16 protein-coding genes are annotated in these 22,217 nt (G+C 47.6%); 8 read left to right on the forward strand and 8 right to left on the reverse strand.

Features of this window, described 5'->3' with window-relative positions; all coding sequences use genetic code 11:
- Window positions 1–230 precede the first annotated feature (230 nt).
- Window positions 231–1,484 carry a tyrosine-type recombinase/integrase gene (locus ACJJIY_RS15775; RefSeq protein WP_282932847.1) on the forward strand — a complete coding sequence of 418 codons (1,254 nt, stop codon included), beginning with the start codon at window positions 231–233 and terminating at the stop codon, window positions 1,482–1,484.
- 121 nt (window positions 1,485–1,605) lie between these two features.
- Window positions 1,606–2,811: a zinc metallochaperone GTPase ZigA gene (zigA, locus tag ACJJIY_RS15780; protein WP_445358301.1), complete on the forward strand. Its 1,206-nt coding sequence runs from the start codon at window positions 1,606–1,608 to the stop codon at window positions 2,809–2,811.
- A 100-nt stretch (window positions 2,812–2,911) separates the two neighbouring features.
- Here zigA and ACJJIY_RS15785 read toward each other — a convergent pair whose 3' ends face one another.
- The 3 genes from ACJJIY_RS15785 to ACJJIY_RS15795 form a co-directional block, all read right to left on the reverse strand.
- Window positions 2,912–4,138 (reverse strand): S8 family peptidase, encoded by a 1,227-nt coding sequence (locus ACJJIY_RS15785; RefSeq protein WP_445358302.1) that lies wholly within the window; start codon window positions 4,136–4,138, stop codon window positions 2,912–2,914.
- 746 nt (window positions 4,139–4,884) lie between these two features.
- Window positions 4,885–6,924, reverse strand: coding sequence for a S8 family peptidase (locus tag ACJJIY_RS15790; RefSeq protein WP_445358303.1), 2,040 nt, complete (start codon window positions 6,922–6,924; stop codon window positions 4,885–4,887).
- Between the two features lie 614 nt (window positions 6,925–7,538).
- Complete coding sequence (locus ACJJIY_RS15795; RefSeq protein WP_445358304.1) at window positions 7,539–8,027, reverse strand: hypothetical protein; 489 nt, start codon at window positions 8,025–8,027, stop codon at window positions 7,539–7,541.
- A 262-nt stretch (window positions 8,028–8,289) separates the two neighbouring features.
- Between ACJJIY_RS15795 and ACJJIY_RS15800 the strand changes: the two genes are divergently transcribed.
- Entirely contained in the window at window positions 8,290–8,823 is a 534-nt protein-coding gene (locus ACJJIY_RS15800) for a Dps family protein (protein ID WP_444913109.1), read from the forward strand.
- Window positions 8,824–8,943: 120 nt separating this feature from the next.
- Here the strand turns inward: ACJJIY_RS15800 and ACJJIY_RS15805 are convergent, their stop codons facing one another.
- On the reverse strand, window positions 8,944–9,408 hold the full coding sequence (locus ACJJIY_RS15805) for a GNAT family N-acetyltransferase (protein WP_445354161.1): 465 nt from the start codon (window positions 9,406–9,408) through the stop codon (window positions 8,944–8,946).
- Between the two features lie 214 nt (window positions 9,409–9,622).
- On the reverse strand, window positions 9,623–10,609 hold the full coding sequence (locus ACJJIY_RS15810; RefSeq protein ID WP_445358305.1) for an LLM class flavin-dependent oxidoreductase: 987 nt from the start codon (window positions 10,607–10,609) through the stop codon (window positions 9,623–9,625).
- A 270-nt stretch (window positions 10,610–10,879) separates the two neighbouring features.
- Between ACJJIY_RS15810 and ACJJIY_RS15815 the strand changes: the two genes are divergently transcribed.
- The 5 genes from ACJJIY_RS15815 to ACJJIY_RS15835 all read left to right on the forward strand — a co-directional run bounded on the left by ACJJIY_RS15815 (window position 10,880) and on the right by ACJJIY_RS15835 (window position 15,631).
- Window positions 10,880–11,398: a MerR family transcriptional regulator gene (locus tag ACJJIY_RS15815; protein ID WP_445358306.1), complete on the forward strand. Its 519-nt coding sequence runs from the start codon at window positions 10,880–10,882 to the stop codon at window positions 11,396–11,398.
- Between the two features lie 679 nt (window positions 11,399–12,077).
- Complete coding sequence (locus tag ACJJIY_RS15820; protein ID WP_445358307.1) at window positions 12,078–12,434, forward strand: helix-turn-helix transcriptional regulator; 357 nt, start codon at window positions 12,078–12,080, stop codon at window positions 12,432–12,434.
- Window positions 12,428–13,726, forward strand: coding sequence for a type II toxin-antitoxin system HipA family toxin (locus ACJJIY_RS15825; RefSeq protein WP_445358308.1), 1,299 nt, complete (start codon window positions 12,428–12,430; stop codon window positions 13,724–13,726). The genes ACJJIY_RS15820 and ACJJIY_RS15825 overlap by 7 nt, the downstream gene beginning before the upstream one ends.
- A 318-nt stretch (window positions 13,727–14,044) precedes the next feature.
- Window positions 14,045–14,656: a hypothetical protein gene (locus tag ACJJIY_RS15830; protein ID WP_445358309.1), complete on the forward strand. Its 612-nt coding sequence runs from the start codon at window positions 14,045–14,047 to the stop codon at window positions 14,654–14,656.
- A gap of 324 nt (window positions 14,657–14,980) precedes the next feature.
- The gene (locus ACJJIY_RS15835; RefSeq protein WP_445358310.1) at window positions 14,981–15,631 is read left to right on the forward strand and encodes a VOC family protein; all 651 of its coding nucleotides are present in this window, start codon (window positions 14,981–14,983) and stop codon (window positions 15,629–15,631) included.
- An 89-nt stretch (window positions 15,632–15,720) separates the two neighbouring features.
- Here ACJJIY_RS15835 and ACJJIY_RS15840 read toward each other — a convergent pair whose 3' ends face one another.
- From ACJJIY_RS15840 to ACJJIY_RS15850, 3 genes are read right to left on the reverse strand one after another with little or no spacing between them, the layout of a single operon-like run.
- Window positions 15,721–17,865, reverse strand: a complete 2,145-nt coding sequence (locus ACJJIY_RS15840) for a TonB-dependent receptor (protein ID WP_445358311.1) — start codon at window positions 17,863–17,865, stop codon at window positions 15,721–15,723.
- Between the two features lie 19 nt (window positions 17,866–17,884).
- Window positions 17,885–21,298, reverse strand: a complete 3,414-nt coding sequence (locus ACJJIY_RS15845) for an ABC transporter permease (RefSeq protein ID WP_445358312.1) — start codon at window positions 21,296–21,298, stop codon at window positions 17,885–17,887.
- Window positions 21,295–22,182: an ABC transporter ATP-binding protein gene (locus tag ACJJIY_RS15850; RefSeq protein ID WP_445358313.1), complete on the reverse strand. Its 888-nt coding sequence runs from the start codon at window positions 22,180–22,182 to the stop codon at window positions 21,295–21,297. Before ACJJIY_RS15850 ends, ACJJIY_RS15845 begins: the two co-directional genes overlap by 4 nt.
- Window positions 22,183–22,217: the final 35 nt, after the last annotated feature.

Here is a 22,217-nt window from a genome sequence, read left to right on the forward strand (position 1 = left end):
AGCCTTGAGTTGCCAATCTAATTCGGTACTCGCTTAGGGAATAGTGATTTCTAGCATGAAGAAGGAGAAGAGCCCAGAAAGCTGATTTAAGCTGGCGATGTAAGGAAGTTACTAAGCTAGAGGGCTTGTTACACCCCCCCCTATTTCCGATATTTGTGAATATCGGATATTTTATAAATGCCCGTTTTTCCGTATAATTTGCCGCATTCCAACAACAACTCCATATTTCTATGTCTGCTTCCAACCGGCCACCAGCACCAATCATCGACAACCTGAGCAATCTTGAGAATCCATTCCGCTGCACCAGCTTTTCAGCTAGCCGTTATCTCAGCAAGCAGATTCCTGGTGCTGATACCGATCTGGAGTTCACGCTTAAGTTTCTTTACAGCTATAACGGCAGCCAGGCAACGTTCAACAGCTACCGCCGTGAACTTGAGCGCTTGCTGCAATGGGCTTGGCGCATTGAAGAAGTTTCAATAATGACTCTGAAGCGCGAACACATTGAGGAGTTTGTGCAGTTTTGCATTGAGCCACCAATTGCCTGGATCGGAACTAAAAATGTTGCCAGATTCAAAACACAAAATGGCGAGCGCGTTGTGAATGCCGATTGGCGGCCATTCGTAGTCAGTGTGTCCAAAGTTGAGTTTCGTGCTGGCAAGACAGCTTCTCCCAAGGAGTTTCGGCCATCCCAGGCAGCGATCAAATGCATCTTTACTGCATTGTCATCCTTCTTCGATTTTCTCTATCAAGAAGGCTTGGTTCCAGCCAATCCTGTGGCATTGATTCGCCAGAAAAGTAAGTTTGTTCGACGTGAGCAACAAAGCCAGGTTGTACGTCGAATCAGCAACTTGCAGTGGGATTATGTCCTGGAGACTGCTGAGATCATGGCCGAGACATCACCAACTGATCACGAGCGAACTTTATTTATTATGAACGCCCTATTCGCTATGTATTTGCGAATCTCTGAGTTGGTTGCGGATGAAAGATCGGCACCAGTTATGGGTGATTTCAAGAAAGATCGCGACGGAAACTGGTGGTTTCATGTTACGGGTAAAGGTAACAAAGGCCGGGCGATCACTGTTTGCGATCAAATGTTGAAGGCCTTGAAGCGCTACAGGAATTATTTGCAGCTCCCTGCTCTGCCCAGCATTAATGAGCAGACACCTCTGGTGCACAAGTCCCGTGGCAAGGGACCGGTTACCAGTACCCGACAGGTTCGCTTGATTGTTCAAAACTGCTTTGATGCTGCCCACCAACGGATGGTTGAAGAAGGCTTAGGGGAAGATGCTGAAGACCTTAAGGCTGCCACTGTGCACTGGCTCCGCCATACGGGTATTTCTGAAGATGTGAAGTACCGCCCCCGCGAGCATGTGCGCGATGATGCGGGACATGCAAGTATGGCTACGACCGATCGCTACATTGATTCCGACATGCGGGAGCGGCATGAAAGTGGGCGGAGTAAGCGGGTAAAGGAGGAGCGGTAATACTACCGCCCTACCCTCATGTAAATGAAATAGCTTGACCCATAAAAGATACGATATATCATTGCGCACAATCTGATTAACCTAGTACACATGGATGAATACTCAGAGTGTGGAGAGACTAATGGCACATACAAACAAACTCCCAGTCACCGTCCTTTCAGGTTTTCTAGGTGCCGGTAAAACTACCGTACTTAGCCACATACTGAACAATCGCGAAGGCAAAAAAGTTGCTGTAATCGTCAATGACATGAGTGAAATCAATATTGATTCGACGAAAGTACAGAGCGAAGTTTCTCTTAACCGTAGTGAGGAGAAGCTTGTTGAAATGAGTAATGGCTGTATTTGCTGCACTCTGCGGGAAGACCTTCTGGAGGAAGTCACTAAGCTTGCGCAGGAAGGACGGTTTGATTATCTCGTTATTGAATCAACAGGGATTTCTGAACCCTTACCCGTTGCAGAAACCTTCACTTTTGCCGACGAAAATGGTGTTTCTCTCTCTGATGTTGCCAGTTTGGACACAATGGTGACGGTGGTCGATGCAGTCAATTTTTTAAAGGACTATGACGAGGCAGTATTTTTACAGGATGCTGGTGAATCATTAGGCGAAGACGACGAACGCAGTGTAACTGATTTGCTGATCGACCAGGTCGAGTTCGCAGATGTCATTCTGATCAGTAAAACAGATTTAGCTGGCCCTTCTGATGTTGAGCGCCTAGAGGCCATTCTGAGAACTCTAAATACGCAGGCAAAAATAGTTCCGATCTCTCAAGGGCAAGTCAATATTGACGAGGTTCTAAATACCGGCTTATTTGACTTCGAGCGCGCGCAGCAAGCACCTGGTTGGCTTAAAGAGATGCGAGGTGAGCATGTTCCTGAAACTGAAGAGTATGGCATTAGCAGTTTCAGCTACGAAGCACGTAGACCCTTCCATCCAGAAAAATTTCATCAATTTCTGCACAATACTGAGAGGCACGGCAAGTTAATTCGTTCCAAAGGGTATTTTTGGCTGGCGTCCCGCCCTGAGTTTGCAGGCGAATGGAGTCAAGCGGGAGGCATTGCCCACTATGGTTTCGCTGGGATGTTCTGGAAAGCTATACCCAAAGAAAACTGGCCCACAGACGAAAATTATCGTAGCTCCATTGAAAAACAATGGGTAGAACCCTTTGGTGATATGCGGCAAGAACTAGTATTTATTGGCCAGAGTTTGAATCAAACCAGCATGACAAAAGCGCTTGATGACTGCCTGCTAAGCGAGGACGAAGTGCTACGAGGCAAAGAATACTGGGCGACATTGAATGATCCATTTCCCGCATGGGAACAAGAATGAATATTAACCTCACCCCTGTACTTGGCTAGATCCTTTAGTGGAAAAGTGTAAAAGACCGGCAAAGTGCCGGTCTTTTATCAAACTTACTCCTTTCTACAATTCAATCCTCTATAGCGGCCTCAACGGCTGCCGCCGCATCAACAATGCCTGATCCACAGCGCCGACAAGAGCCCGTAAAGCTTCGGGCTGTACTGATGAGAATAGATTCAACCTCATCTGGTGTAACATCGGGCTTGACTGAATATATAAGTGCAGCTGTACCGGCAACATGTGGAGCGGCCATGCTGGTACCGGCATAGTATGCGAAGCTATCACTACCGGGAGTTCGCGCTCCGCTGTTTAATGTAGAGAGAACGCCATCGGATTCCACCGAGTTAGTTTCACCTCCAGGGGCGGCAACATCGACCACATTGCCGTAGTTGGAGTAGTAAGCAAGCCCACCGGAGCGGTTGGTTGCGGATACTGTAATAACTCCTGAACAGTTAGCTGGCGAAAACCAGAAGGCATTCCGCCCAGAGTTACCCGCCGCAACAACAACGGTAGCGCCCAGGCTACGGGCCGTATTTATGGCACTTTGAGTTGTGCTTCCACAGAGGCCAAAGCCCCCCAGGCTCAAGTTCAACACTTGAGCCGGAGTTTCATTAGCTGGTGCACCACTAACCGAGCCGCCAGCGCTCCAGACAATGCCATCGGCAATATCAGAAGTGTAACCGCCGCAGCGGCCGAGTACTCGAACGGGGAGCACTTTTGCTTTATGGGCTATCCCAGCGATACCCATATTGTTGTTGGTGACGGCAGCAATGGTGCCGGCCACATGAGTGCCATGCCAGCTGCTATCAAACTCGGGATACAGTGGGTTTCCGCAGTAACTATCGGTATACCAATCCCCGGGATCACTGGCATCACTATCACGACCATCCCCATCTACAGCGATATCGGAATCCGAAATCATGTCGTAACCAGGCAGTAAGTTGTCCATGAGGTCTGAGTGAGCGAGATAACCGGTATCAATAACTGCTACTACCACGCCCTCCCCCTGAGTTATATCCCAGGCTCCGGGCAAATTCAGTCCGCCATCAGCTTCAAAGTAGTGCCACTGGTCGTAATAGCTGGGGTCATTTGGGACCGCCATAGGGTGCATCATCAAGTCGGGCTCAGCGTACGCAATATTGGGGTCTTGTTTTAGGCGGTTGATTATCAGGTTGATCTCGGCTTGGCTTTTTCGGCTCCCCAGGTGCATGACTTGTGCACCCGTCGCCATGCGCCGCAAGTGGCGCAAGTTGTGGCCCGCACGGCGAGAGGCTTTCTCCACAGTTTCCTGAGTCATGCTCGCTGACCGTCCGATCGTGGAATCCTGCTTGTATTTCACAATGATCCGGTCAGTTGTTGGGGAACTACTTATGTTATCTATTTGGGTGGCGAAGGAGCCTGTACATAGAAGTGAAAACACACCTGCTAGAGTGGATTTTTTCAACAGTGACTTCATTATTGTTATCTCTCCATGATGATTTAGCCGACGGGGTGTGACATCCTAACCATTAGTACCAATGTCCCTGTTGTGACAGGGCACGTTAGGCTTTACGCAAGATATATGCCTGAGCAAGTCATGGCTGGATATCGAGACAAAATTAGTACCAGTGTTTCAATTTTGCCCACAGGGATAGTAGTGGCAACCGATGTATCCTTCTTAGGTGATTGCCGGCCTCTTTCTATTCTTGTGACAGCCTCCACCTAAACAAACTTATTTATCTGTCTTTGCACCGATATAGAGATAACTAAGGGCTTTCCAATCACTGTGCACAGAAAGGCTGCAAAATACTTTTCGAAATTTATCAACTTTAAAGAAAAGGCTGGAGCTTGAAGTTAATCCACTCTGATAAAACGAGCTTTAATCGAGCAGTGGAAATGATCATCACAGAATTGGTGATATTGCCGGCAATATAACTGGGAAAGGATTCTGCGGAGATCAACGTGTTAAATGAAAATGCCAGTCAGCTTAACTGACTGGCATTATTTGAGTAGAACAGCTATCTACCCACCCCACAGGAACCTGTGGAGTGGGAGTTGGCCCATTTACTCAGTACTAGCACTCAGAGAAACGCCAGAGTAGTCAGAGTAACCGCGGATACTGATATACCAGGTACCTGCGCCTGGATTGCTGATGCTGCAGCTTTCATCATTACCCCACTCGTAAGGACGACAGTCATACGCTGTGCGGGTAGGCTCTTGGCCAAAACGAACATAGAGGTCTGCATCCCCACTGCCACCAGACATTACGGCGCTCAGCGATGAAGCTCCGCTATCAACGTCGATAGTGAAGTGCTGCCAGCTGTTGCGGGAACCACTGAGATTTGTCTCTTCCCAACTGTCGCTACCGCCACCGCCGCCACCACCTGCGGTGTAGCTGCCTACGAGGCTAACGTTAGAGAAGGAGCTATATCCACGTACCATGACGTGATAGGTTCCTCCCTGTACGTTATCGATATCACAAGTTTCATTATTGCCTGAAGTATAGGGGCGGCAGTCATAGGTACTGGTTGTGGGGGCGCTGCCATGGCGAACGTAGAGATCAGCATCGCCGCTTCCACCGGACATTACAAAAGACAAGTCTGTAGCGTTGTTAGGCACTTCTAGGGTGAAGCTAATTTCATCACCACTGTTACCCTCGATACCAGTCTCAGCAACACCATTTTCAAGTTCACCGCCGTCGTTACCGCCGCCGCCACCATTGGCCGAGGCTACGGCCGCTGCTGCATCGACAATACCTGAGCCACAGCTGCTGCAAGAAGCCGGGAAGCTCCGTGCGGTACTGGTGAGGATTGATTCAACTTCATCTGGGGTCAAGGTAGGGTCTACAGAGTAGAGCAATGCTGCGGCACCGGCCACATGAGGCGCCGCCATACTGGTGCCCTGGATGTAATAGTAACTATCACTGCCAGGGTCAGTAGCACCATTGTTATAGGTAGAGAGGACGCCGTCGGAGTCATTGGCGAAGCTCTGTGCTCCACCCGGTGCTGCAACATCTACTACATTGCCGTAGTTAGAGTAGTAAGCACGACCGCCACTGCGATTAGTCGCAGCCACTGAGATCACCCCATCACAACTGGCAGGAGTAAATTGGCTTGCGTTAGCATTGCTATTGCCAGCAGCTACAACAACCGTCGCACCGAGACTGCGAGCAGTATCGATGGCATTTTGTGTGGTAGTGCCACAGCTTCCGCTGCCGCCAAGACTGAGATTGAGTACGTCGGCAGGGTTCGCGTTGGCTGGCAGGCCACTCACAGAACCGCCAGCGCCCCAAATGATGCCGTCAGCAATATCTGACGTATAGCCACCACAACGGCCGAGCACACGGACAGGAACAATCTTGGCCTCATAGGCAACACCAGCGATACCAAGATTATTGTTGGTAACGCCAGCGATAGTGCCAGCAACATGGGTACCGTGCCAGCTACTGTTGCTTGAGGAGCTATCTCCACAAGTACCAGAGCTATACCAATCACCCGGATCGGTGGCATCGCTATCGCGACCATCGCCATCTACAGAAACGAAGGTATCGTCGATCATGTCGTAGCCCGGCAAAATGTTGGCTGCCAGGTCTGCATGGGGTCGATAACCAGTATCGAGCACCGCGACCACAGCTCCGTTACCCGCAGTGGTATCCCAGGCTGATGGAAGGTTCAAGCCACCGGTAGATTCATAGTAGTGCCACTGATTGAGGTAACTTGGGTCATTAGGTACAGCCACTGCTTTCAAGATCAGATCTGGTTCTGCGTACTCCACATCCGGGTCTTGCCTCAGGCGATCGATAATTGCATTTACTTCAGCTCTATTTTTTCGACCTTCCAGGCGCATTACCTGAGCGCCAGTAGCTATGCGGCGCAGATGGTGCATTTTATGGCCAGCGCGACGGGAAGCTTTTTCCACAGTTTCCTGAGCCATAGTAGCGGCCCGTCCAACTTTAGCGCTTTCTTTGTACTTAACGATGATGCGATCAGTTAGCAGCTTGTTATCCGCTTCTTCCGCATAGGCACCAAAAGGCGCAGTGCATAGCAATGAGAATGCACTTGCTAAAGCCGTCTTTTGTAAAAGAAATTTTAAAGATAATTTCATTATTGTGGTTTCTCCGAAGTTATATTTATTCCAATACCAAAATATTATTCGATATCGGTTACTCCTAAAACGCCCCGCTTTGGCTAAATAAATTCTATAAAGGGAAAGCCCAAAAACTGCTGAATTTAGGATCATTTAGTTAGCTTGAGCGAAATTGGTACCATTGTTTCAACTTGGTACAAATGTATAACGACTTGGAAATTGTTGTCCTCAATGGAGATCTCGAAACTCATGTGGACTACGATGACAAGTTTTAAATCTCTACAAAAAACTCAGGTAATAAATATTTTTCCGCAAAAAAGTGTGGAATGGTTCACGAGAGACACCGCCAAAGAGGATTAACAGATCACTTATGACAAAAAATATGGCCTTACCCCTTAACTATAAAGCAATGTTATATCACATCAAAAGTATTTTATTTAACTATGACTTTGATGATTGGTAAGTTGATTCAATGAGGGATGGGCACTCTTGTGAGCATGAAAGAAAAGAAAAAATCTACTACTTTAATCGACACTAGTTATCAGCCACTTACTTGAGCTAACCATTCACCGCCTGACAAATCAGCAGAAAATCTAATCCCTCCGAATTGTATAGCTGCTATATCTTGGTCTTTATAGGTATTCTTTCGCTAGTGAAATTAAACGATCGCACCTGGCTATAGCTTTATAGGCATAGGCCTCTTTGCTGTCACGAGAGCTATCAAGCTCAGAGAGAACACTCTTTTTAAGAGCAGTAGCAACTTCAATCGCAAGAGCATACTTTTGGTGGTTTAAGCAGTGCCGACAAAAAATTGTTTCAAGCGTATCTTCGCTATCAATGCTTAAATACCCCAAGTCGCGCACATCCTTGTGAAGACCTTGAATAACTTCAAAAGGTAAGCCTTTATCTGAGAGCAATAAGAATTTCATTTCAGCGATACGCCGCTTTGTTTCTAATACTAAATCTTGATATTCTTGAATATGCGGGGTATGTGTGCGTTCAACCTTGTCAAACTCAGTAACTATCTCATCATAACCAAGGTCTTTTACCTTTAGATATGCTTCCGTCAAAAGATTGCACAATCCTCTGGATAACTCCTCCTTACTGAAGCTGCTGACCATTTAGAAATTCTCCGTAGTTGCATTACCTATCGTATGAGCCTTTGAAAAAATCAGATTAATCCGCTTTATATCTCAAACAGACTCCTCCATATACGCTTGAGATATATCAACCAATATAAGACTGATGAAAAAAATATTGTGCTGGTTCTCTCTGGCTTCCAACCCTTTATGAATGGCTAGTCGCCATATAGGTGTCTAATCTAGTGCCATGGAGACACCGACTGCCACACCTGTCCCTTTGTCATAACTTGTGAGGTTTGATATGAGAAAAGCAACTGGAGAAGCGGTAGGCACACAATCCAGGCTAGCCGCCCCATCTGATTTAAGTGAGAGTGCGAGGGCAAGCATTACTATCGCCGTTAATACCCTGCTGGCAGATACTTTCAGCCTATATATGAAGACCAAGAACTTTCACTGGCATGTTAGCGGCCCCCACTTCAGGGACTACCATTTGCTTTTCGATGATCAAGCCGATGAAGTATTCGAGATGACCGATGCACTGGCGGAGCGGGTGCGCAAACTAGGAGGCACTACGCTTCGCTCCATTGGCCATATCGCTAAGCTACAGCGATCTTCAGATAATGATGCCGAGTATGTAGATCCGCAAGATATGCTGTTAGAGCTAGGCGAAGACAACCGGGAAATGATCGCAAGTATGCGTAAAGTCCACGAACTTTGTGATGAGCACAGAGATATTGCTACCGCAAGCTTGCTGGAAGAGTATATTGATCAGGCGGAAAAGCGGTCATGGTTTTTATTTGAGGCTAGTCGCAGCTCTGGTTTGACACACCACTGAGCCCTTTGGCTCAAGCTTGATCTGGCAGACAGCGCTACTTTTAGAATTACCCTGTCAGATCAAACTCAACCAATACGACTTTCATTTTCCAAAGCGACCTCTTCCTTTTCAGGTTAAGAGCTACAGCTCCAGCTTCAACCTCTCCCCGACCGAATTCTCAAGGAAACCTTCTCGGAGGTAAAAATCAATTGTTCGTTGCCAGTTTTCTCTTTCCGGAGTACTAACTTCCAGCCGTGGCCAGCCCTCTTCCTTTGCAAAACTGATCACCTCATCCAAAAGAGCCTTGCCAATAAACTGTGAACGGAACTCTGGTTCAACATAAAGCTCCTCGATTACCCCGTAGTTGCCACCGGCATAAATAGCGGCAGACCTTGATAGGGTAATAACGCCCACTGGAGCTCCATCGGCATAATATAGGAAAGCATAAAATCCATTTTCTTGTGAAAGTAGCTTCTTAGCCGTTACTGCCATGACCTCTGGATCGATGTTGCGCTTATGACCGACAAGAGCTTGTAGCAATTTTGTTACCAGTCCTGCTACCTCACTACTCTGCTTCGCCCCGGCCTTTACAATCGGACCCACCATAAACTATCCCTTCCCTTTAACTTATTTACATTTTTGCCCAATCAAAATGTGATCACATTTTGAATTTATCAGTAATTTTGACTAGCAACAAGCTGGGTTTGTAGGAAGGAAAGCGTACAACTCTCTATTGAATAGCGCTTAAGTAGAGGGGATGAGCCCCTTAATCAGGGGCCGGTTTATTGAGATCTTGATCCCAGCGCTTATAGATCGCCTCTTAAATGTCTCCTAAATATTCGAGACTACGTAAAGCAACAGACCAATCCAAACCACCAAATCGATTGATAAATGCCATATGTTCAACACCAATACCTTGATAACGAGCAATCATTTGTTGAACTTCCGCTGGAGTACCAAAAAGCCCTGTTCCCTTATCACGCATACAGTTGTATATCCCCGAAGCATCTGAGACCTTGTTACCGGAAAGATAAGAAGTCACTCGGGCCAATGCAGGCTCTACTGAATACCTCACGTCCTTTTCCGATTCCCCCACCTGGGAGAAGATGGTAACCACAGTTTCCGCATGGTCCTTACCAAAGCCGCCATCAGCCAATCCCTGACGATGCCGCTCAATTCGCACAGCGATTACATCAATATTCTCGGTTGAAGGCGCAACAATTGTTATCAGGCCATATCCCGACCTTCCAATTTCATATGCACTTTCGGGGTTATTGCTCGCGATGTAAATTGGGGGAGAAGGCTTTTGCACAGGAGATATATTTAAGGACTCAACTCCTCTATGGCCCTCCAAAGCCAGCTTCCAACGCTTTTGAATCTCAGCTAGGTTATTCTTAAATCTCTCCCCTCGGCTTGAAAAGTCATACCCCATTCCGTCCGACTCCAGAAGTTGCCCACCTGTACCCACTCCCATGTTGAGGCGCCCTGCAGACAAAATATCTAACATGGCATAGTCCTCTGCCACCTGAATCGGACTCCTTAGGGGTAAGATAGAAACTCCCGAACCTAGGCGTATCCTTTCAGTCAATTGGGAAAGCGCTGAAAGGAAAACAGCAGGGTTAGGAATATGTCCCAGATGCTGGAAGTGATGCTCTGCACACCAAACACTATTGAAGCCAGCTCTTTCAGACAGCACCGTATGTTCTATACAGTGCTTCATCAACAAACTGGGGTATTTTTCGACCTCCGGATGATAGTCCAAAAGCCAGAATAATGACTTCTTAATATTGCTAATTGAGTGACCCATAACCAAATACACCTCCCGCTGATTGATAAAGCCCAGAACTTTGAACCCTGCATCTATAGACGGGTCAACAGCAAATAAATGACCATATATTCGCCATATACACAAACCTACGGTAAGTGTTATTTTCATTAACACAAAAGAAGGGATACTACGGAGCCGTTCAAATCTCCTTTACACTTCCATAAGAGCAATTCAAGGTGTCGCCTTCCGACTTGGCCTGTCTACAGGTTTAGGGTTCATCATCACCTGCTCTACCTTTCTGGAGCATTTATGCTAACTGTTACGGAACTGGCCAGGCACTGTGGTATAACCAGGGCAACGATTCTCCACTATGAACGGGAAGGAATACTTGCGCCCACACGGCGCTCAGATAACGGCTATCGCTGGTATGGAAAAAATGAGACTAGAAGGCTGGAAGCTATTGTTGCCTATCGTTCCTACGGCCTATCTCTGAACGATATAAAACGATTACTTGATGGCCAAAACACTTCATCTCAGTCTCGGATTCTGGAAAATCATTTCTATCAATTGGAGAGCGAAATCCACAAGCTTAAAGAACAACAGAGAGCGATCGTCGCCCTATTAAAGGAGCCAAGTTTGCTTAAAGATCAAATGGTCACTAAGAACCGATGGGTAGAAATAATGAGAGCGGCAGGGTTTGATGAAGCCTCTATGCTCGCTTGGCACCATAAGTTTGAGGAAATGGAACCTGAACAACACCAAAGGTTTCTTGAGTCTCTAGGTATGAAACCTGAAGAAATAAAAAGTACAAGAGGGTTTAAGGCCTAGAGAGCGTCAACAGCAGTTGATTTAAGGCATTGCCCCGTCGTTAATCTATGTACTTTCTCTTGCCGTCGCTCTGCTAGCTAATTATCAATATGTAAGCTTCATCGCCTCCCGAATCTAAAGAACTCCCAACCATACCTATAGATCAACTTTCAATTACTCGACAAACTATAGGTGAGCGTATACAAAAACCTTCCTCCTAACTTAAAGTTAACAGGGATAATTTTTGTAACGGTCAGCTACTGTTGGTTTACCCATAGAACAATATAGGGAAACAATTTGCTTCTAGTTAATTTGCGGCCACTGTTCATGGCAGTATCTAATGTAAATCTCCATAGAAACCTCTTAGTTGTTCCCATTTGGCAACGGCAAGAAATCTAATAGCAGCAGTGGAGCCTAATCATCCCCCGGGAAAGTAGTCGCCCGCCAATGGCATCAAATGTTATGTAGAACAGGTGTTTCTCTTATCGCCAGCAGAAGTTGGGTTTCCGGTAAAGGCGAGCCTCCATCGATAATAGAATTAATACATATTACAGCCTGAATAACACCTGTTAACGATAAAATTAAGCCTTAATAGCTGCATTTCCAACCATTAACACTTTGATCCTATACATACTATAATGGTCTAAAAAGCACCTACTAATATGCTAAAACTTACACAAAGGATGGAAAGGCAACTATTATGGGGTTTCACGGTCAATCAGATAAGCAAATACTTGAGGCGTTGGGCAATCGTCTAAAAAAGTACCGCTTACGAATGAACCTTACCCAGGATGACATGGCTGAGCGTGCAGGCCTATCCACCTCCACCATTAAAGGGCTGGAGGCTGGTCGTGGCAGGCTTGATAGCCTTGTTGCTGCGCTGAGAGTACTTCGCCAACTTGATTCATTGGATAACTTCTTACCTGAACTAGCAGTAAGTCCGATGCAAATTGCTACTCAAGGCAAACAGCGGCAGAGAGCCAGCCGAAGCTCACAAAATCAGCGCGATACCCTGCCCTTGAACAACAATAAAAAAAGGAGCAAGCCGGAATGGTAAACCAGACAAATGCCGCAACAGTTCACTTGTGGGGCGAATTGGTAGGCGCTGTCCACTGGGATGACAGTGGCTATGGTTCATTCGAGTATGCGCCAGAGTTCTTGCGTCGGGGGCTGGATATAGCTCCGATAACCATGCCCATTGAAGCTTCACATGAGCCATATACATTTCGCGGCCTCAGTCGGGAAACATTTAAAGGATTACCGGGACTCCTCGCCGATTGCCTGCCTGATAAATTCGGCAATGCGGTGATTGATGCCTGGCTCGCACGCCAAGGGCGAACTCCAGAGAGCTTCAACCCTATCGAGCGACTCTGTTACACCGGTACTCGTGGCATGGGAGCGCTTGAATTTCAACCGGCGGTGGACGGCACCTTCAAAGATTCTGTCGACCTGAACGTTGAGGAATTAGTCAAACTAGCTGCCGCAATTACCAATAGGCAGACAGATCTCAACACGCAATTTGGACATAGTGATACTGAAAAATCAGGCTCCTTGCTGGACATATTGCGCGTAGGAACCAGTGCGGGAGGCGCCCGTGCAAAAGCAATTATTGCCATGAATGCTATGGGGGATATTCGCTCTGGTCAGGTCCCCGCCCCTAAAGGCTATGACTACTGGCTTCTAAAATTTGACGGCGCGGGAGATCTTGAACTCAGGGCAAGTGATGGCTATGGGCGGGTTGAATACGCCTATTATCATATGGCTCGCGAAGCGGGTATCAATATGGCGGAGTGCAGGCTACTGGAGGAAAATGGCCGAGCGCATTTTATGACGCGGCGCTTTGATCGGGTAAACGGGCAAAAGCTTCATATGCAGTCTCTATGTGGTATTGCGCACTTGGATTTCAACATGGCAGGTGCCCACTCCTATGAGCAAGTATTCAGCATAATGCGTGAACTATATCTGCCTAAAAATGAAGCCGTTCAGCAATATCGCCGTATGGTCTTCAACGTATTGGCCAGGAATCAAGATGATCATACAAAGAATATTGCATTTCTTATGGACCCAGCCGGAGAATGGTCTCTTTCACCAGCCTTTGACCTGACTTATGCCCACAATCCTGGCGGAGCTTGGACAAGTCAACACCAGATGAGTATTAACGGAAAGCGTGATCACTTCACTTTAGATGACTTAATAACTATAGGGGAATCCATAAGCATTAAGCGCCCAATGGAGATAATTGATCAGGTCGCAAGTGCGGTAGCAAATTGGGAGCAGTTCGCTGAAGCCTCCGGTGTCTCTGAAAGCTGGACTATTGAAATTGGCCAAAACCACCGCAAGCTAACTTGAATTTTATCTATGTGTCATTGACCTAGCCGCTACCCACTTCTTTTGGGGCCCCAAGGATGGGGCCAGGGTTCGATCCTAAATTTTACCGCTAAAACCTTCAGCCTCCCAACCATACTCCCACAGCGGCCCCAGTGTATCTTTTAACTGCAAAGATTCCTTGTCGAACAGAACGGAGGCACCGTACAACAGCTGATAGCCTATGAGATATCGAGTAGAGTGAAGTCAGGTCCAATCTAAAAAACGACACTTCAATCATCTTCATCTGGGAAATATCAGCTTTCATTCTATTTTGGTGATTAACGTATAAAAGAGCTGCTCATGATGAAACAGTCACATCTATTCACAATAATTTTGATTGTCCTTGCTTTTATGGGAGTTAAAACGGCAGCAGAAGAGGATGGCCATAAATCAGTCAAGAATAGTAAGGGTATCATTTGTAATAATGAGTATGTTCTATGCACGTCTGCCCCATGCATTCCAGATCCCAGCAATCCGGATTCAAATGCAATTTGCAGATGTGACGTTAATAAGGGGTTGAACTTCGGGTTTTCTGAATGTAAAAACCGGACTCCTGTTACTGACTCAAACGACGTCAAAAAAGCCTTATCGACATTTTCTTTCGCGCAGGCTCCTACCAAGCCTGTACTTTCCTGCCCTGAAGGTAAACCGTGGACTGATTGCCTGGATCAACCCTGCATTGTCGACCCGATGAATCCACTCAAAGCCATATGCACATGCAAGATTGTACGTGATAAGCCTTTTGTAACTTTTGGGGGCGATTGTGTTTCCCTGAGTTGCGATACGGGTTACTGGTCTGGTGCAACGGCAGAGTCCTATGTGGGAGCAAGCAGACAACTTATGAAGGCATTTAGCTTAGATGAGGTTCCCGCCAAATATTGTGTAGGGATTAAGCCTAAGGTTTCAGAGTAATTTCTGTCGATCCAAATCACATCAATCTTTTGTGTTTTTTAGAAATAGACACCCGATTCGCAGTACGGACCGTTGATCCCTACACTGTTTAGAGGTCCATACAATTCCTGAACGAATCACCAAGTAGATTCTATTACTTTCATAATTATTAAAATTCCGGAAAAAGTTAAATCACCCTAGTCGTAATTTCTGGTATGGTTAAATCAACTACAAAAAATGATTAACTAACGACTGCCGCCTAAAAAATAACAACCAAACAAACAACACTATTTTTATACAAAAGGCACTCTTATGAGAACACGCTGTAGCCACGTTTTACTCTGGGTGAAGGATATTCATCAAGCTGTACAAGATTTCCGTCAACTCGGTTTTTCCGTGGATTACGCCACAAAAGAAAAGAACGCCCAGCACGCCCATATTTGGTTTAGTGAAGGGGCTATTATTGAATTATTGACATCTCCATCCAATGCCCACTATTTCAAATGGCTTATTGATATCTTTGCCGGTCGAGGCGCGGGACGTAGGATGATACGTTGGTCACAAGAAGGGGAAGGTTTTTGTGATGTTGCCTTAGTTAGTGACGATTTCGATAATGATCTTTCGGCAATGAACCGTGAAGGGGTTCAAACCGGGCGAGTAATTCCATGGCAACGCACCAAGCCAAATGGAGAAAAAACCAGTTTCCGCTTTGTCTATCCTCGCTCTGAGAGACTGCCATTCTTAGTGAGTCCGTACAACCCACCTCAATACCCCCAAAAAACAAATCATAAAAATGGTGCTACTGGCCTGAGTAAAGTACATATGGAAGTCAGTGAGCAGGACTGGCAGTCTGTGCGACGTTTAACCGATCAAGATTCCATATTTAATATCAAACCTGGTCCCACAACCAAAGTCACAGGCATAGAAGTTAGCGGGCTGAAAGAAAATTTAGACCCTACTCTATTACATGGAAGTAAAATCAACCCCGCAAATTAAACAAATTAATGGATCAATCTTGTAAAAAGATTGATCCATTAACCATCAAGCAATACAAAACAGCTATTAGCTAAGCTGCTGTAACCTCATTACAGACGATAGAGTGCTCCAATTCCCGCACGACGCCCTTTTGACGGTGCGCCTATTCTGGCATTAGGGGCAAATATCGCATTGGTGTAGCCATATAGCTGATACTGCTCATCCAACAGATTATCGGCAAACAGGTAGAGTTCCATCGAGTCAGTTTGCAAGGCTACACGCAGATCCACTTTACTATAAGCATCCAGATTGAAGTGGTTTTGCGCATCTGCCGGGCGCTCATCCACGTGGCGAACAGTCAAATTGGTATTGAGAGCTGGTGCACTTAAACCCATAAAGTCTGGTAACGGCTGATAGTAGTTTAATGCCAAACTTGCACTCCAGCTGGGTACATCAGGTACTTCATTACCCGCCATAACATCACCACCGGAAACACCGTACACATCTTTGGTAATTTCCGTATCGAGGAAGCTCAGGCCTCCGGCAATACTGAATCTCTCAGTAATAAACCAATCGGCTTCAAACTCCGCTCCAAAGGTTTCCGTATCCGCATTCACCGCAGCCGATGAATAGGAAGCGAAATCAAAGCCGAGCAAATGATCATCTCCCACAGAGTTAAAGAAGATCGCACCGCTGATATTCAAGCTGTCTGATTCTCTCTTGAAACCGACTTCGATACTATCAACGGTTGCCGGCTCGTACGCCACGCTATCAGCGGACTGTAACGCAAAGTCATTGAAGCCACCGGATTTATGGCCTCGTGCGGCCATTGTGTATAGGTTAGTGTACTCAGTCAGGGAGTAGCTGAGAGCCAATCGCCCAGTTGTATAATTATCATCCAAACTTCTTTGATCTTGGGTGACATAAAAATTCCCATCCGTGCCATAGCTGGCGTACTCACCGGCGTAGTCCTTACTCTCTTGGGTGTAACGCAGTCCAGCAGTAAATTTTATGGTTTCAGTTAAAGGAACCGTAGTCTCACCATAAATAGCCTGGCTATCAGTTTCATAATCCCGGTATTGGTTGGCGTAGGACACCAAATCAATCGAATCGAAACTTCTTTCACCTTCTTGCAAGTTAAGCCCAACTACCCAGAAAGTAGATGCATCAGGCAGTGAGGACAGGCGCAGGTCCTGGCTGATAGTTTGTTCATCCTGGCTGTCGCCACGAAGATACTCTACAGGGAAATTAAAAACAGCGGCGGCTGTCTCCTGATCAAATCCGGTTAGGTAACTAAAATCTGTATTGACCAATGCGGTGATTGAAGTCAATTGACTATTACCCAGTTGATGATTGATTTCCGTGGAAAAACGCTCAACTGTTTTCTCGTTATCGTCAAATGCCCCCAAGGTATGTTCACTGCTCGGATCATCGCCAAAAGGTTGCAACAACTGCAAGTTCAGGAAGCCGTCCTGGTGCTGCCTCTCTGCGATAAATAAAGCAGAGGTCTCCGGGCCCAAATCCCATAGCAAGCTCCCCCGAAAAGCCAGGTCTTCAGGCTCGGTCATTGGCTCACCGTTAGTGATATTTTCAACCCAGTGATCCTCACTGGTATGACGCACTGCCAAGCGACCTCGGAGTGATTCAGAAAACGGGCCACTGATTACAGTTTCATAAAGGCTCTGGTTATCTTCACCCAGCTCAATGCGCCCATAAGCTTCAAACTCCTCGGTTGGTTTCTGGGTGGTAATATTGACCGCTCCAGCTTCACTGTTACGACCAAACAAAGTACCTTGCGGGCCTTTTAAAATTTCCAGGCGTTCAATATCCAGGGTCCCGAGGGATACATTCCCTGCTGGCATAGATACCCCATCAATATTAACCACGACGGAGCCATCGTCTTTGTTTACCTGGTTGAGTGAACCAACACCACGGATGCGGATATTTGCATCCACCGCGCCACTAGATGAGTAGACATCAACTCCAGGTGCACTGCGTAAAGCATCTTCAACGTTGAGATGCAGCCGGTTTTTTATCTCCTCTTCACCAATAACACTTAAACTGAAGGGAATATCCTTGGCTTTCTCTTTTGTATGCCGTGCAGTGACTTCAACAACTTCCATTGCATTTTCAGAAGCACTCTCTTTATCTGCGTTTTCCGCAGCAGAATAGGCTCCAGAGGCGTACATTAAAGTTGCGGACAGCAATGAAATCTGTTTACTGAGTTCTTTTTTATCTCGGATTAAGCTGAGCATGAATTAATTTCCTTTCTGCCTATAAATCGTTATTCAAAACTTCAGAACTCTCAGCCAGTAAATTCTGTGCAGGGTCCCGCTGATAAGATGGCCAGATATCCAACGCCAATGCTTTTTCGGATGGCAACCGATCGATCAGTGCGTTTCCATTGATAATCTTTGCATCCAGCTCGTTAATATCGGCTAACAAACGGTAAGTGGCTGTTTCGGTAACCGGCTGCCACCCACCTTTCTCCCAGCGCCAGCGCTGCCCATCCAGGCGTATCTGGCCTGTTTCCAAATACTCAACCGTTAAAGCTGATGAAAGAGGAGCCCCGAGCATATTTTGTGTGCGTGTCACGCCCACATAGGCGTGCAGCACACTCTCAATGTTTTTCTGCTGCTGAATATCATCGAGTAATGCAGACAGAGATTCCGGGGTTTGATGAAGTGTCCAATCCAGTGCGGCGACCGGCGCGTAATACCGAGCCCAACCAGAAATCGGCGCTGTGCTTAAACGCTCAACAGGGATCTCGCTACCAGCCAAATCTCTAGTCGTTTTGTCGGAATAGCGAACCAGAACGTCATCGAGCACTTCGATACCGTCGATTTCTGCAACACACAACAGGCCTATCGCTCCCGATACGCCATCGCTTAACCATGCAGAACCAGCAATACGTCGTAAATCCGACTTGGCAACTAGATGCTGACGGGCCAAGGCACGGGCAATATCAACACGCCTCAGCCAACGTCCTGTGCCCTCATCGGCAATATCCCAGTGAGGACCTTCGGATAATTGCAGCAAGCTACCGCTGGCTCGAGTCTCGCCGAGCCCTCTTGGCCACTGGGCAATTCGCTTAATTTCGATATCCGTACCCAGCCGCTCATTAACGCAGGCCTGCATCTGGCCCACATCTTTTGCAATGGCGGAGACCATATTAGAGCGGTTGGAATCATGGGGAATTTCAAAACCATCGAATACTGCAAGTTCCTTATCAGGTGCCCACTGAATGGCGAAATCCAAGGGGCCAGTAGTACTGTCCTGCTCGCTGAAGGCAGGCTTATCAGCGCTTTCAATACGAACTTGCCAGCGCCAATCTCCTGAAGGGGCGGCGCCTTCAAGGGGTGTGGCAAGCTGTGCAGTTGGCAGGGCGAACTCACGGCTTAAACCCAGTGCTTCACGCTTTGCTGGCACTCGCAAAATACGCTCGGGATCAATGCCTAGACGCGGAACAATATCACTGGCTTGTAACCAGACTCCGCTGGGTGTCAGCCCCGAGGGCTCCCCCTCAGCTGACCAGCCGGGAGCACTCAGTTGCCACGATAGTTTGATATTACAACCTGGCTCAGGGCAGCCTGAGATTGGCAGGGACATATGGTCGTAACGTTGTTCAGCCGTTACTTCACGCCCATCCACTAAAGCGCTTACCAAGACAAATCCCTGAGGTAATTCAAAATGCAGGCCCTGTCCATCAACCTGGACTTGGAGCAATTGCCACTCAGCTTCCACTGTCTGATTATCCGGGTTGATACTGATTTTCAGATCACCTCCAGATAATTCAAACTCAGTGGCTTTCGGCAACCAGTATGCTTCCCAGGCTGCATCCTCCCGCTTCAGTTGCTCCGGTGATTGATAACCTCCCTGCACTACCAACTTGTCTTCCAGTACAGAACCCAGACCAAAAAGAAATAGAGCGGAACAAGCCACCAAGGCACCCTGAGGAGCTATAAGGCGAGAGCGTATCAGAGCAAAACCCCGGGACATGCGGCTATCCAATCCTCTTGGAATCCATAGCGCAGCCAAACCGACCATCAATACGGCGAGTGCAACTTTGAATCCATCCAGGGCTAACAAATAGCCGATCCAAGGTTCCCAACCACTGAGAGCCGACAGTTGGATATGTGCAGTAATACCAACTTCATAGGGAGGGTAATGCACCAGCTCCAATTCATGATTCAGTACCAAAATAAAGGTCACGAACATTGACATGGAGTAGGCAAAGCCCGCATGGCGAAATAGCGCATGCACCAGGAGCACCATCATCGACAACTCTAATAACGGCGCTGTCACTATCAATAACTGGTAGGTAAATGCCTGGCCAATATCGACAGAGGCCGGAGCAGAAAGAAGCACGGCAAAGATGCCCGATAACCCCGGTAGCAATGCCAACAGCACCGTCATAGCAAATACCGTAAGGGCAACACCAAACAGGCGCATATAGTCCGGCGCTGGAGTAGCAGCCAGTATATCCTCAAACCCTGGCACCTGATCCCTGCGGCATACCAAGCCAGTCAGTGCCGCGATCACAAATGCAATCACAAGAAAAATAACGTCCTTGAGGAGCGGCAATAGCATTTCCAAACGCGGTGCCATGGGCCCTTCCGCATGCCAGATAATCTGGGTAAAAGAGCTAACGACCCCCATTACAACCAGGATCGCCACACCAACCCACCAGGCCCGACTAGTCCATACATGGTGTAGTCTCCAACGGGCTTCCAGCATTAATTGACGCAGGCTGCGGCCAAATGATGCGGTATCCGGCTTGGATGGAGAGAGATCTACTACTTTACTGGCGGATTTGTTTTTGCTGTCTTTAGCGCGAGAAGGTTTGGCAGCCCCTTCCAGAACCAGGGACTCCCTTCGCAGGTATTTCAAGTAGACAGCTAAAGCGAGCAGTGGTAAGAGACACCAAAAAATCCGGTTTAATACCGAGCCCAGGGTAAAGGGCAATAAAGAAGAGGATTTTTGCAAAGGTGTCCAGGAGGTGACTTCCGTATAAACAAAAGTAAACAGCGAAGGGTCCATGACCGCAGCCAGCTGCGGATTAATGCTTGCACCCTGAAGCACGATTACAGCAAACATCCACAACATCATCAGAGCCGCAGCGAGCCCAAAGGGACCCGCCAGGCTTCGAGTGCGCAGCGTCATAATAAAATACAGAGCACCGATACCGACGCTGGCAGGAATCTGTAGCCAGATCCATGCAAAGCCGAGGGCTTTCCAGGGGGCTGGGCCAATCGCCGCTTCAGGCAATAAGCCCATCCAAACCAATACCGGGGAGAATAAAAAGCCCACCAGCGCCGATGCACTTAATATGGCCCCTATCACCGCTGCACCGATAAACCGCCCCCAAAGCATTACGCTCAAGGAATTCGGGGTTGTATAAATGACTTCGTGCAAACTGGCTTTGCGATCGCGCAGAATCGGTTGTGAGAATACCCAGGCCCAGGCAAAAAACTGAAAGAACATACACCCAGCACCCATCAGGTAAATGAGCGATGGGGAGTTCCGGGGGATATCTGTAGCCCCCATTTTTTGCATATAGTCTGCATTCACCAGATTCAATAGCAGGTACATCACCAGGCCCCAAAAGGCCAAAGCCACAATGCCGCTGCTAAAACCGGCCCTTATTTCCAGCTTTGCCTCATGGGCAATAAGCGCCAGCTTATTCATGCCGCCTCCCGCTGGTCTTTTACCTGCTCAATCGCCAGGTGATAAATATCTTCCAGGCGCGGGGTATGGGCCGTAAATCGAGGGTCTTCGGGTTTCTCACCGTGTACGATTACCTGGGTGCCATCGGGCTTAGCGATGTTGTGCAGGGATTCCGGTAACTGCTCGCCGCGAGGAATCAGTGCTTGCCACATCTTGTCTTTATGGGGCGCAGCCACTTCCGGGGCTGTCCCCTCAACGACAATGCGCCCTGAGGCCAATATCGCCAGGCGCTGACATAGGTTTTCGATATCTTCAACGATGTGGGTGGACAGCAATACAATCGCATCCGCCGCGACATCCGCCAAAACACAGTGAAAACGATTGCGCTCAGCGGGGTCCAGGCCAGCGGTGGGTTCATCGACAATGATTAGGCGCGGCTCGCCGATAAGTGCAATGGCAATACCAAAGCGACGCAGCATGCCGCCGGAATATGTTGATACAGCTCGATCGGCTACATCGGCCAAATTGACCTGCTCCAAAAGCCTGTCCACTTCGCGGCGCCTTGCACTCGTTTGGGTAAAACCTTTAAGCCAGGCGAAACGATCCAGTAATGTCCGCGCGGCAATCCCGGGGTAAGCACCAATATGTTGCGGTAAATAACCCAATTTACTGCGCATAAAATCCGGATTTGCCAGAACATCCACACCATCGAGAATAATCCGGCCACTATCTGGCGTTTGCAGGGTTGCCAAAGTGCGCATCAAACTACTTTTCCCCGCGCCATTCGGCCCGAGCAACCCATACATTCCGGGGCCAACTTCCAAATCAACACCGTTTAGCGCTTTCACCCCGTTTTTATAAGTCTTAAAGAGCCCTTCAATGATCAACCCTGATTGCTTTTGCATCTCTCCTCCTAACCCCGTTTATAAGTAAAAATTCC

This window comes from Microbulbifer maximicatervae (SeqCode), assembly GCF_052468155.1.

Excerpts from the sequence above, each read along its gene's own strand:
- ACJJIY_RS15815 (WP_445358306.1), top strand. The coding sequence starts at position 10,880 with ATGCTAACTGTTACGGAACTGGCCAGGCACTGTGGTATAACCAGGGCA.
- ACJJIY_RS15795 (WP_445358304.1), bottom strand. The coding sequence starts at position 8,027 with ATGGTCAGCAGCTTCAGTAAGGAGGAGTTATCCAGAGGATTGTGCAAT.
- ACJJIY_RS15840 (WP_445358311.1), bottom strand. The coding sequence starts at position 17,865 with ATGCTCAGCTTAATCCGAGATAAAAAAGAACTCAGTAAACAGATTTCA.
- ACJJIY_RS15810 (WP_445358305.1), bottom strand. The coding sequence starts at position 10,609 with ATGGGTCACTCAATTAGCAATATTAAGAAGTCATTATTCTGGCTTTTG.
- ACJJIY_RS15830 (WP_445358309.1), top strand. The coding sequence starts at position 14,045 with ATGATGAAACAGTCACATCTATTCACAATAATTTTGATTGTCCTTGCT.
- zigA (WP_445358301.1), top strand. The coding sequence starts at position 1,606 with ATGGCACATACAAACAAACTCCCAGTCACCGTCCTTTCAGGTTTTCTA.
- ACJJIY_RS15820 (WP_445358307.1), top strand. The coding sequence starts at position 12,078 with ATGGGGTTTCACGGTCAATCAGATAAGCAAATACTTGAGGCGTTGGGC.
- ACJJIY_RS15775 (WP_282932847.1), top strand. The coding sequence starts at position 231 with ATGTCTGCTTCCAACCGGCCACCAGCACCAATCATCGACAACCTGAGC.
- ACJJIY_RS15850 (WP_445358313.1), bottom strand. The coding sequence starts at position 22,182 with ATGCAAAAGCAATCAGGGTTGATCATTGAAGGGCTCTTTAAGACTTAT.
- ACJJIY_RS15845 (WP_445358312.1), bottom strand. The coding sequence starts at position 21,298 with ATGAATAAGCTGGCGCTTATTGCCCATGAGGCAAAGCTGGAAATAAGG.
- ACJJIY_RS15805 (WP_445354161.1), bottom strand. The coding sequence starts at position 9,408 with ATGGTGGGTCCGATTGTAAAGGCCGGGGCGAAGCAGAGTAGTGAGGTA.
- ACJJIY_RS15825 (WP_445358308.1), top strand. The coding sequence starts at position 12,428 with ATGGTAAACCAGACAAATGCCGCAACAGTTCACTTGTGGGGCGAATTG.
- ACJJIY_RS15790 (WP_445358303.1), bottom strand. The coding sequence starts at position 6,924 with ATGAAATTATCTTTAAAATTTCTTTTACAAAAGACGGCTTTAGCAAGT.
- ACJJIY_RS15800 (WP_444913109.1), top strand. The coding sequence starts at position 8,290 with ATGAGAAAAGCAACTGGAGAAGCGGTAGGCACACAATCCAGGCTAGCC.
- ACJJIY_RS15785 (WP_445358302.1), bottom strand. The coding sequence starts at position 4,138 with ATGACTCAGGAAACTGTGGAGAAAGCCTCTCGCCGTGCGGGCCACAAC.